Source organism: Streptomyces sp. NPDC057424 (assembly GCF_042803315.1).
Taxonomy (GTDB): Bacteria; Actinomycetota; Actinomycetes; order Streptomycetales; family Streptomycetaceae; genus Streptomyces.
Genome location: NZ_JBHVCP010000072.1, coordinates 23,273 through 34,434 on the forward strand (window position 1 = coordinate 23,273; position 11,162 = coordinate 34,434).

The following is an 11,162-nucleotide window of genomic DNA, read 5'->3' on the forward strand; positions in this document are numbered from 1 at the left end:
TCAGGGGAGCGGCTGGGGCTGGGTCAACTCGTCGTACACGGTGAGCACCTGGGCGACGGTCTCGTCCTCGGTCGGCCAGGTGGCGGCCTGCCGGGCACCCTTGGCGGTCAGCAGTTCCCGGCGCGCCTGGTCGCCGAGCAGCCGTACGACGGAGTCGGCGAGGGCCTTCGCGTCCCCGTACGGGACGAGTTCGGCCGCGTCACCGACGAGTTCGGGGATGCCGCCGACATCCGTCGCGACGAGCGGCACGCGCGCGTGGAGGGCCTCCTGGGCGAGGACGGAGCGCGCCTCCCAGCGGCTCGGCAGCAGGGCGAGGTCGGCGGCTGTGAGCAGGTCGGTGATGTCGTCGCGCCGCCCGATGAGACGGACCGGCAGTCCTTCTTCCTCGATGCGCCCCTGGAGTTCACAGCGCAGCGGCCCCTCCCCGGCGATGACGACCAGGGGCACGGGATCGAGCCGGCGCCAGGCGCGCGCGGCGTCCAGCAGCACGTCGTATCCGCGGTGGCGCTCCAGGGAGCCGACGGCCATCAGCAACGGCCGTCCGATGGCGCCGAGTTCGGCGCGCACCTTGGGCCGCAGCCGGTCGGGGTCGTCGGGTTCGAGGGCCCTGCGGGGTCCGGGGAGCGCGACAGCCGCGAGCCGTGCGTCCCGCGCGCCGGTGAGCCGTGCCCGGTCCACGAGCGCCGAGGTCGTCCCCAGCACCACGGTGGCGGCCTTCACGACCCGTCGCTCCAGCACGCGGAGCATATGGGCCCGCGCACCGTCGGCGTGCGCCCGGTCGTGCCACGTCACGACCAGCGGAGTACGCACGCGCCGCCCGCTGAGGGCGAGCACGGTGCGGAAGGAGGCGTGCAGCCCGTGCGCGTGCACGAGATCGGCGTTGGCGCAGGCCGCTCGCAGGGCCGCCACGGACACCGGGTCGCTGCTGCGCGGCACGTGCACATGGTCGGCCCCGACACCGCTGAAGTCGTAGGCGCGATCGGCTTCATAGGGGGCGCACACCGTGACTTTCACGCCCCGCGCGACGAGCCCCGCGGCCAGCGAACGCACATGCGCACTGCTGGCGGCATTGCCTCCGCCCAGCACCTGCACGGTGCGCAGCGGCAACTGGCCATGCGGTGAGTGGCTGCTCACGGGGGTCACGTGGCCGGGCTCCTGGTTCGGGTCGGGCGGTCACGGCGCGTACTCCGCCAAGGATGCCAGGACATACGGGGGTTCCGGGAACGCCGGAACCCCCGCGGCGCGACAGCGGGGCGCGCCACCGGGGGAATGCGCCGGGCCGGGTCACCCACACGAGTGAAATCGGGCGACCCGCCCGGCCTCGCCGCAGAACCCTCTAGCCGTCCGCCCGGGCCGCCGCCAGCAGCTCCTCCGCGTGCGCCCGGGCCGTCTCGGAGTCCTCCTGGCCGGCGAGCATGCGGGACAGCTCCCTGACCCGGTCCTCGCCTTCCAGGACCTTGACGCCCGAGCGGGTCACGGACCCGTCGTCGGTCTTCTCGACCAGCAGCTGCCGGTCGGCGAAGGCGGCCACCTGCGGGAGATGGGTCACGACCACGACCTGCGCGCTCTTCGCCAGCCGTGCGAGCCGCCGGCCGATCTCGACCGCCGCCTTGCCACCGACGCCGGCGTCGACCTCGTCGAAGAGGTACGTCGGCACGGGGTCAGTCCCCGCGAACACGACCTCCACGGCCAGCATCACGCGCGACAGCTCACCGCCGGACGCGCCCTTGGCGATCGGCCGGGGCGGCGCGCCGGGGTGCGGGGCGAGCAGCAGCTCGACCTCGTCGGCACCCGCGGGACCGTAGGCGACCGGACGGCCGCCGACCTCGACGCCCTCCGGGTCCTCGGTCTGCCGGATGTCGAAGGACACCCGCGCGTGCGGCATGGCGAGCGAGGCCAGCTCGGCGGTCACAGCGGCGGCGAACCGCTCGGCTGCCTCCGTCCGGGCGTCCGTCAACGCCTGTGCCAGCCCGCCCAGTTCGGACCGCAGCGCGTCCCGCTCGGCGGTCAGCTCCCCGATCCGCTCGTCGTCACCGTCGAGTTCGGTCAGCCGGGCGGCACTCTGCTCGGCCCAGGCCAGCACGGTGGCGATGTCCTCGCCGTACTTGCGCGTCAGCCCGGTGAGCGCGGCCCGCCGCTCCTCGACGGCCGCCAGCCGCAGCGGATCGGCGTCCAGGTCGTCGGCGTACCCCGCCAGATCGCCCGCCGCGTCGCGCAGCAGGATCCCGATCTCCCCGATGCGGTCGGCGAGCGCGGCCAGCGCCGGATCGTGCGACCGGACGGCGTCCAGGGCCCGCTGCGCGCCCGCGACGAGCGTCCCGGCGTCGACGCCCTCCGGGTCCTCGGGGTTGCCCGCGACAGCCGCGTGCGCGGCCGCGGCGGCGGACGCCAGCGCCTCTGCGTGCCCGAGCCGCTCGGCCTCCTCGGCCAGCTCCACGTCCTCGCCGGCGCGCGGTTCCACGGCGGCGATCTCGTCGAGCCCGAAGCGCAGCAGGTCGGCTTCCTGGGCCCGTTCACGCGCCCGGGTGGTGATCTCGTCGAGTTCGGCGGAGACGGCCCGCAGCCGCTTGTACGCCTCGCCGTACTTCGCCAGCGGCCCGGCGACCGCGTCGCCGGCGTACCGGTCGAGCGCCTGCCGCTGCCGGGACAGCTTGAGCAGCCCCTGCTGGTCGGTCTGTCCGTGCACGGCCACCAGCTCGTCGGCGAGCTCGGCCAGCACGCCCACGGGCACGCCGCGCCCGCCCAGGTGCGCCCGCGAGCGCCCCTCGGCGGAAACGGTACGGCTGATCAGCAGGGCACCGTCGTCGAGCTCGGCCCCGGCCTCCTCGGCCCGTACCGCGGCCGTGGCGTCCCGGGCGACGGTGATCCGCCCCTCCACGACGGCCTTGCCGGCCCCGATCCGCACCAGCGCCGGGTCGGCCCGCCCGCCCAGCAGCAACCCCAGGCTGGTGACCACCATGGTCTTGCCCGCACCCGTCTCACCGGTGACCGCGGTGAACCCGGGAGACAGCTCGACGACAGCATCGTCGATCACGCCCAGCGACCGTATCCGCATCTCCTCCAACACGGACACGACCTTACGAGGTCCGGGCCACGAAGTGCGACCGGCCCACCCCTGTCACCCACGAGAGTGGTGGCGCCCGTCAGGGGCGCGGGGCTGTATCGATGTGCGGCTCCGCCGCGCGGGCGCGACAAGCCACAGGAGCACCCGCACCCGCCGACGACGAGCAGCGACTCTAATGAGGGGCGCCCCGCCACCCCGAAACCGGCAGCGCGAACTTCGCCACCAACCGGTCCGTGAAGGACGCATGGTGCAGCCGGGCCAGCCGAACCGGCACCGCCCCCCGCCGCACCTCCACCCTGGCACCGGGCGGCAACTCCACGGTCCGCCGCCCGTCACACCACAGCACGCCCGGGGGAATGTGGGGCAGAACCTCCACAGCCAGCACAGAATCCGGCGATGTCACCAGCGGCTTGGCGAACAGCGCGTGCGCGGAGATCGGCACCATCAGCAGGGCCTCGACCTCCGGCCACACCACCGGCCCACCCGCCGAGAAGGCGTACGCCGTCGACCCCGTGGGCGTCGCGCACACGATCCCGTCACAGCCGAAGCCCGTCACCGGCCGCCCGTCGATCTCCAGGACGATCTCCAGCATCCGCTCGGCGGACACCTTCTGCACGGCCGCCTCGTTCAGCGCCCAGTCCGTGTGCACGATGTCCCCGTTGCGGTGCACGACGACGTCGACGGTCATCCGCTCCTCGACCTCGTACGCCTTGGTCACCACCCGGTCGACAACCTTGTCGAGGTCGTCCCGCTCGGCCTCCGCGAGGAACCCGACGCGCCCGAGGTTGACGCCGAGCATCGGCACGCCCGACGCCCGAGCGAACTCGGCACCGCGCAGCAGCGTGCCGTCGCCGCCCAGCACGATGAGCAGCTCACACCCGTCGAGGCACTGTGGAGTGGCCTCCTTGACCAGCTCCACCTCCGCCGGCAGCGGCAGGTCGCAGGCCTCGGCCTCCAGGACGCGCACGCCCAGCCCGGAGCGCAGCAGCCCCTTCACCACGAGCTCGGCACTGCGCACGGCGGCGGGCCGCCCCGTGTGGGCGAGCAGGAATACAGTACGAGCTCGGTTCTCGGTCAACGCGGCCCCTCCGCCACTGCACGGTCTGCCTCTGCCGGGTCCAGTTCCGGTGCCCCGGACCGCAGCCACAGAAAGTATTCGACATTCCCCGACGGCCCCGGCAGCGGACTGGCCGTCACGCCCTCCACCCCGAGCCCGAGCCCCCAGGCCTTCTCGGCCACCCCCCGTACCGCCTCGGCCCGCAGCTGGGTGCTGCGCACCACTCCCCCGCTCCCCAGCCGCTCCTTCCCCACCTCGAACTGCGGCTTGACCATCATCACCAGGTCGGCGTCCGGCTTCACGCACCGCACCAGGGCGGGCAGGACCAGCCCGAGCGGGATGAAGGACAGGTCCCCCACGACAAGATCCACTGGCTCCCCATCGATCGCTTCAAGCGTCAACTCGCGTACGTTCGTACGGTCCTTGACGGTGACGCGTTCATCCTTCTGGAGGGACCACGCGAGTTGTCCGTATCCGACGTCCACGGCGACGACATGGGCGGCGCCCGCCCGCAGCAGGACGTCGGTGAAACCGCCGGTGGACGCGCCCGCGTCGAGCGTCCTTCGCCCCTCGACGGCCAGCCCCCGCGGCCCGAACACCGCCAGCGCGCCGGCCAGCTTGTGGCCGCCGCGCGAGACGTAGTCGGGGTCGCTGTCGTCCTGCGCCACCACGATCGCGGCCGCGGTCTCCACCTGAGTGGCCGGTTTGGTCGCGACGGTCTTGCCGACGGAGACCCGCCCGGCGGCGATCAGCTGCGCGGCATGCTCACGCGAGCGCGCGAGCTTCCGGCGGACCAGCTCCGCGTCCAGACGGCGGCGTGCGACTCCTGCCACGTTCGGTTCAGCTCCTAGGTCCGTACGGCGATCAGAGGGGACCCGAAGGGTCTCATTGAGGGGTGGTGGTCGGGTGACGGGCGGGAGCCGGAGGTCCCGGGCGGGCGTCGAGCGCGGTGAGCGCGTCGCGCAGCCCCCGGTGTACATCCTCGTACACCTCGACATGGCCGTCCGTGGCGAGGTGGTCCGCGTCGCCGAGCCGGCCCAGGGCCGCGTCCACACCGGCGTCGCCGGTGGGCGTGCGCGGCACGTTCAGGGGGGCGGGGGCGGCGGGATCGTACGCGGGCTCTTCCTGCGCCGCCGGCGGGGTCCCGGGAACTGCGTCGTCCATGCCCCGACGCTACCGCGAACCGCTGCGGTACCGTCGACCGCGATGGCCACGATCGAGGAGTGCCGCAGCGCACTCGACAAGCTCTCGGACAGCATGCAGCGCGCCGAAGGGGACGTCCGCGAGGCCGCGGCCCTGGACCGCTCGGTGAGCTGCCACATCACGGACCTGGACGTCACCTTCGTCGGCCGGATGCGCGGCGGGCGGATCGAGGTGCACGACACCGTGCAGGGACCGCCGCCCGGCAAGGCGGAGATCAGACTCGCCATGACCGGCGACGACCTGGTGGCCCTGGTCGGCGGCGAGCTGCACTTCGCCAAGGCCTGGGGCTCCGGCCGGGTGAGGCTGCACGCGGGTGTGCGGGATCTGTTCCAGCTCAGGAAGCTTCTGTAGCCGCGGCCTTCCCTGCCGCGCTCTCGGCGCGGGCCCTGCGCGCCGCCGGCACGACCAGTGGTGTGCCCGTCTCCGGGTCGTCGATGACCTGGCAGCGCAGTCCGAAGACCGCCTCGACCAGTTCGGCCGTGACGATGTCCTTCGGCGCGCCCTCGGCGATGACCCGGCCCCCGCGCAGGGCGATGAGGTGGGTGGCGTAGCGGGCGGCGTGGTTCAGGTCGTGCAGCACGGCGACGAGCGTGCGCCCCTGCTCCTCGTGCAGCTCCGCGCACAGGTCCAGCACGTCGATCTGGTGCTGGATGTCCAGGAACGTCGTCGGCTCGTCGAGCAGCAGCAGCGGCGTCTGCTGGGCGAGGGCCATGGCGATCCACACGCGCTGGCGCTGGCCGCCCGAGAGCTCGTCGACGTAGCGGTCGCCGAGCTCTCCGACGCCGGTCCGGCGCATGGACTCCTGGACGACCCGCTCGTCCTCGGCCGACCACTGGCGCAGGATGCCCTGGTGCGGGTAGCGGCCTCGGCCGACCAGGTCGGCGACCGTGATGCCGTCGGGCGCGATGGACGACTGGGGCAGCAGGCCGAGGGTCCGCGCGACCTTCTTCGCGGGCATCGACTGGATGAGCTGCCCGTCGAGCAGCACCCGGCCCTCGCTCGGCTTGAGCATCCGCGACAGCGCCCGCAGCAGCGTCGACTTGCCGCACGCGTTGGGGCCGACGATCACGGTGAAGGAGTTGTCGGGTATCTCCACCGAGAGTTGCTCGGCGATGACCCGCTGGTCGTAGGCGAGGGTGACGTTCTCGGCGGACAGGCGGTTCACGGGGCTCCTTCGGTGGTTCAGTCCGCTGCTGGTGCTGCTTTCGGGACGCGTGCCGGTCTTCATATGCGGCCCGCCCTGCGCTCGCTGACCAGCAGCCACAGCAGGTAGACCCCGCCGAGCACGCCGGTGACCACGCCCACGGGCAGTTGTTCGGCGCCGAACGCCCGTTGCGAGACCCAGTCGGCGACGACCAGCAGGGCCGCACCCATGCACAGCGAGGGCAGCAGGTTCGGCCCGGGGGAGCGGGTCAGGCGGCGGGCCAGCTGCGGCGCGGTGAGCGCGACGAAACTGACGGGACCGGCCGCGGCGGTGGCGGACGCGGTGAGCAGCACGGCCGCCACCATGAGCAGCAGCCGTACGCGCTCGACCCGCACCCCGAGGGCGTACGACACGTCGTCGCCCATCTCCATCATCCGCAGACCGCGCGCGTTCCCGAGCACGAGCGGCACCAGCACGGCGGTCAGTGCGAGCAGCGGCCACACCTGGTCCCAGTCGCGGCCGTCGAGGGAGCCGGTCATCCACACGACCGCGCGGGCCGCGTCCACGATGTCGGACTTGGTCAGCAGATAGCCGTTGACCGCCGTGACGATCGCGGAGACGCCGATACCTACCAGGACCAGCCGGTAGCCGTGCACGCCCCGCTTCCAGGCGAGCACGTAGATGGCGAGCCCGGTCACCAGGCCGCCCACCAGCGCCCCGGCGGCGACCTGGTTGGCGCTGCCGGAGGTCAGCACGATCACCACGAGCGCCCCGGCCGTAGCCCCCTGTCCGAGACCGAGCACGTCCGGACTGCCCAACGGGTTGCGGGAGATGGCCTGGAACAGGGCCCCGCCGAGTCCGAGCGAAGCCCCGACCAGCAGCCCGACCAGGACCCGCGGCAGCCGCAGCTCGCTGACGATGAACTCCTGGCCGGGGTTGCCCTCGCCGACCAGCGTCCGCAGCACGTCGGCGGCCGGGATCGGGAAGTCGCCGGTGCCGATGAGCACGACACTCGCCACGAGCGCCGCGACGAGCAGCAGGAGCACGACGGTGACGGCCCGCACGTCCAGGCGTACCGAGAGCCCGCCCGGGGTCCGCACGGCACGATGGGTGGTCTTCACAGCTGCGCCGTCCTCCGCCGTCGTACGAGAAAGATGAACACCGGCCCGCCGAGGATCGCGGTGACGATGCCCACCTGGAGCTCCGAGGGGCGGGCCACGATCCGGCCGATGACGTCGGCACCCAGCAGCAGCACGGGCGACAGGATCGCCGCGTACGGCAGGATCCAGCGCAGATCGGGCCCGGTGAAGGAACGCACGACGTGCGGCACCATCAGCCCGACGAACACGATCGGCCCGCAGGCGGCGGTCGCGGCCCCGCACAGCACGGTCGCGGCCAGCATGGACAGCGCCCGGGTGCGGTTGAGGTCGGCACCGAGGGCCTTGGCGGTGTCGTCGCCCATGGCCATCGCGTTGAGCGGCCGGGCGAGCGCGAGCGCGAGGATCGTGCCGGTCAGCAGGAACGGCAGGACCTGTTCGATGGTCGAGTCGGTCGCCGAGGCCAGCGAACCGACCGTCCAGAACCGCATCTTGCCGAGCGCCGCCTCGTCCGTGATCATCACGGCCTGGAGGTAGCCGTACAGCGCGGCACTGACCGCCGTACCCGCGAGCGCGAGCCGCACCGGCGTGGCGCCCCGGCTGCCGCCGAGGAACCAGACCAGCGCCCCGACCGCGGCCGCACCGAAGAACGCGAACCAGACGTACCCGGTGAGCGACGTGACACCGAAGTACGTGATGGCCGTGACGACCGCGGCGGACGCGCCCGCGTTGATGCCGAGCAGTCCGGGATCGGCCAGCGGATTGCGCGTGAGGGCCTGCAGGACCGCCCCGGCCAGGCCGAGGGCGGCGCCGGCGAGGAGACCGAGCAGGGTTCGCGACAGCCGCTCCGCGACGACGACGTCCCCGTAGGTCCCCGAGTCCTCGAACAAGCCGTGCCAGACCTGCCCGAGAGACAGCTCTTTCGCTCCGATCGCGACACTCGCCAGCGCGAAGAGAACCAGGAGCGCCACGGACGGAAGCAGCCCGAAAGCTCGTACCGCCCGTCGGGTCGGGGGCGCGGGGGCGGTCTCCGCGCGCTGTTCGGGGGGACTCTCGACCAACACGCAGTTAGGTTAGCCTACCCTCGCATTTGAGCAAGATTCGGATACCCGGCCCTGCCCCTGGTACCCGGGCCGGTCACTGACGGGCGCTCAGATACCCAGCCGCGCCAGCGCCTTCCCCCCGTCCAGCTCGCACACGCCCTCACCGGCCGCCGTCCACGCCACGGCACACAGTGCGCGCAGCCCGTCCAGAGCTTCGCCCTCACCGTCGAGCTCCAGCCGGTCCGCACCGGCCGTCGCCGTCCAGCCGCCGCACCGGAACCCGCCCTCGCCCACCGCGACGACGTCCGGCTGGCTGCCGAGCATCCCGCGCAGATCGGCGTCCACATACGTCGGCCGGTGCTGCGGCGGCGCGGCCAGCAACTGCGCGCCGTCGGTGACACCGGTGAGGACGAGCAGCGAGTCGACCTCCCCGTTGAAGGCGCCCTCGATGTCCGTGTCCAGCCGGTCCCCGACCACCAGCGGCCGCTTCGCCCCGGTCCGCAGGATGGTCTCCCGGTGCATCGGGGGCAGTGGCTTGCCGGCGACCTGCGGCTCGGCACCCGTGGCGATACGGACGACCTCCACCGCGGCTCCGTTGCCCGGCGCGATCCCGCGCCCGCTCGGAATCGTCAGGTCGGTGTTGGAGGCGAACCACGGCACGCCCCGCGCCACCGCGTAGGACGCCTCGGCGAAGCGGCCCCACGGCAGATCGGGCCCGCCGAACCCCTGCACCACCGCCGCCGGATCGTCGTCCGCCGACTCCACGGGCACCAGCCCGCGTTCACGCAGCGCGACCCGCAGCCCCTCACCACCGATCACCAGCACCCGGGCGCCCTGCGGCACCTGCTCGCTGATCAGCCGCGCGACCGCCTGCGCCGAGGTGATGACGTCCTCCGCGCCCGTCGGTATCCCCAGCTCCGTCAGATGCCCGGCCACGGTGTCCGGGGTCCGCAGCGCGTTGTTCGTCACGTACGCCAGGTGCATACCGCCCTCCCGGGCCCGGGCCAGCGACTCGACCGCGTGCGCGATCGCGCTCCCGCCCGCGTACACGACACCGTCCAGATCGAGCAGCGCCGTGTCGTACGCCTCGCTCAGGGCCTGCCCACTGCCCTCGGGCCTCGTCCTGACGCTCCGGCTCATCCCGCATCGCTCCTCGTTCGACGGCTTTCCCCCGATCATCCCCCATGCCACCGACAGCCGTACGATGCCCTGATGAACACAGCAGGTCACTCGGAGGCAACGACGCACCGAGGCCTGGAACTCACCCCGTTCCGAGGCCTTCGTTACGACCCCGACCGGGTCGGCAGCCTTGCCGCCGTCACATCTCCGCCGTACGACGTCGTGGTGCGCCCCGACGGCCTGCACCACCTCGAGTCCGCCGACCCGCACAACATCGTCCGCCTGATCCTCCCGCAGGCCGCCACACCCAGCGCCCGCAACGAACGGGCCGCCGACACCCTGCGCCGCTGGCTGTCCGAGGGCGTCCTGACCACCGACCCGGAACCGGGCCTCTACGTCTACGAGCAGCAGGACGGCAACGGCATGCTGCAACGCGGCATCATCGGCGCCCTGCGTGTGTCGGATCCCGCCGAGCAGGTGGTGCTGCCGCACGAGGACGTCATGCCGCACGTCGTCGCCGACCGGGCCGCCCTCATGCGCGCCACCTCGGCCAACCTCGAACCCCTCCTGCTCACCTACCGCGGCGGCAGCTCGACGACCAGCACGGCCGACCTGATCGAGCGCACCGCCGACCGGCCTCCGCTCCTCGCCACCACCACAGAGGACGGCTTCCGCCACCGCCTGTGGTCGGTCACCTCCCCCGACGACCTGGCCGCGGTCCGGAGGGACCTCGGCCGGCACCAGGCCCTCATCGCGGACGGCCACCACCGCTGGGCGACCTACCGCCGCCTCCGCACGGAGCACCCCTCCCCCAGCCCCTGGGACCACGGGCTGGTCCTCCTCGTCGACACGGCCCGCTACCCCCTCCGGGTCCGCGCCATCCACCGTCTCCTGCACGACCTGCCGGTCGGCGACGCCGTGGCCGCCCTGGAGGGCCACTTCCGTGTGCGCCGCCTCGAAGTGCCCCTGCCCGAGGCCCTGGACACACTGGCCGACGCCGCCGGCGCCGGCACCGCGTTCCTGCTGGCCGGCGACGGCGCCTTCCACCTCGTCGACCACCCGGACCCGGACCTGCTGGCCCGGACGATCCCCGCCGACCGCCCCGCGGCCTGGCGCACCCTGGACGCGACGGTCCTGCACGCCACGCTGCTCGAGCACGTCTGGCGCATCCCCGAGGACTCCCCCGCCCACATCGCCTACATCCACGACACGGCGGCCACGGTGGAGAAGGCGGAACGCGACGGCGGCACGGCCGTCCTGATGCACCCGGTCCGCGAGGAGGTCGTCCGTGACCTGGCCCGCCAGGGCGTGACGATGCCCCGCAAGTCGACGTCGTTCGGCCCGAAGCCGGCGACGGGTCTGGTACTGCGGGCGCTGGACCTCTGACAGGACCGGCAGCGCTTGCACGGAGAAGGGGCGGGGCCCCGGCTTCACA

General features: G+C 73.1%; 11 protein-coding genes. 2 read left to right on the forward strand and 9 right to left on the reverse strand.

All coding sequences use genetic code 11. The features are described 5' to 3' along the window. From ACFU3E_RS34355 to ACFU3E_RS34375, 5 genes are all read right to left on the reverse strand, one after another. Positions 1 to 1,143, reverse strand: coding sequence for a glycosyltransferase family 4 protein (locus ACFU3E_RS34355; RefSeq protein ID WP_384167390.1), 1,143 nt, complete (start codon positions 1,141 to 1,143; stop codon positions 1 to 3). A 193-nt stretch (positions 1,144 to 1,336) separates the two neighbouring features. Next, the gene (gene recN, locus ACFU3E_RS34360; RefSeq protein ID WP_384167425.1) at positions 1,337 to 3,055 is read right to left on the reverse strand and encodes a DNA repair protein RecN; all 1,719 of its coding nucleotides are present in this window, start codon (positions 3,053 to 3,055) and stop codon (positions 1,337 to 1,339) included. A gap of 181 nt (positions 3,056 to 3,236) precedes the next feature. Beyond that, positions 3,237 to 4,142, reverse strand: coding sequence for an NAD kinase (locus tag ACFU3E_RS34365; protein WP_384167393.1), 906 nt, complete (start codon positions 4,140 to 4,142; stop codon positions 3,237 to 3,239). Then, a complete protein-coding gene (locus tag ACFU3E_RS34370; protein ID WP_384167396.1) occupies positions 4,139 to 4,954 on the reverse strand; it encodes a TlyA family RNA methyltransferase in 816 nt (271 codons plus the stop codon). Before ACFU3E_RS34370 ends, ACFU3E_RS34365 begins: the two co-directional genes overlap by 4 nt. Positions 4,955 to 5,006: 52 nt before the next feature. Next, positions 5,007 to 5,285: a hypothetical protein gene (locus ACFU3E_RS34375; protein ID WP_384167399.1), complete on the reverse strand. Its 279-nt coding sequence runs from the start codon at positions 5,283 to 5,285 to the stop codon at positions 5,007 to 5,009. Between the two features lie 42 nt (positions 5,286 to 5,327). Here ACFU3E_RS34375 and ACFU3E_RS34380 point away from each other — a divergent pair, with 42 nt between their 5' ends. Beyond that, on the forward strand, positions 5,328 to 5,675 hold the full coding sequence (locus ACFU3E_RS34380) for a sterol-binding protein (RefSeq protein WP_384167402.1): 348 nt from the start codon (positions 5,328 to 5,330) through the stop codon (positions 5,673 to 5,675). Here ACFU3E_RS34380 and ACFU3E_RS34385 read toward each other — a convergent pair. The 4 genes from ACFU3E_RS34385 to ACFU3E_RS34400 form a co-directional block, all read right to left on the reverse strand. Next, positions 5,659 to 6,552, reverse strand: coding sequence for an ABC transporter ATP-binding protein (locus ACFU3E_RS34385; RefSeq protein WP_384167405.1), 894 nt, complete (start codon positions 6,550 to 6,552; stop codon positions 5,659 to 5,661). The two genes, ACFU3E_RS34380 and ACFU3E_RS34385, sit on opposite strands and share 17 nt — an antisense overlap. After that, positions 6,549 to 7,589 (reverse strand): FecCD family ABC transporter permease, encoded by a 1,041-nt coding sequence (locus tag ACFU3E_RS34390; protein WP_384167408.1) that lies wholly within the window; start codon positions 7,587 to 7,589, stop codon positions 6,549 to 6,551. Before ACFU3E_RS34390 ends, ACFU3E_RS34385 begins: the two co-directional genes overlap by 4 nt. Beyond that, positions 7,586 to 8,629 (reverse strand): FecCD family ABC transporter permease, encoded by a 1,044-nt coding sequence (locus ACFU3E_RS34395; RefSeq protein WP_384167411.1) that lies wholly within the window; start codon positions 8,627 to 8,629, stop codon positions 7,586 to 7,588. Before ACFU3E_RS34395 ends, ACFU3E_RS34390 begins: the two co-directional genes overlap by 4 nt. Before the next feature lie 87 nt (positions 8,630 to 8,716). Next, positions 8,717 to 9,748, reverse strand: coding sequence for an HAD hydrolase-like protein (locus tag ACFU3E_RS34400; protein WP_384167413.1), 1,032 nt, complete (start codon positions 9,746 to 9,748; stop codon positions 8,717 to 8,719). A 72-nt stretch (positions 9,749 to 9,820) separates the two neighbouring features. Between ACFU3E_RS34400 and ACFU3E_RS34405 the strand changes: the two genes are divergently transcribed. After that, positions 9,821 to 11,113, forward strand: a complete 1,293-nt coding sequence (locus tag ACFU3E_RS34405; RefSeq protein WP_384167416.1) for a DUF1015 domain-containing protein — start codon at positions 9,821 to 9,823, stop codon at positions 11,111 to 11,113. Positions 11,114 to 11,162 lie beyond the last annotated feature (49 nt).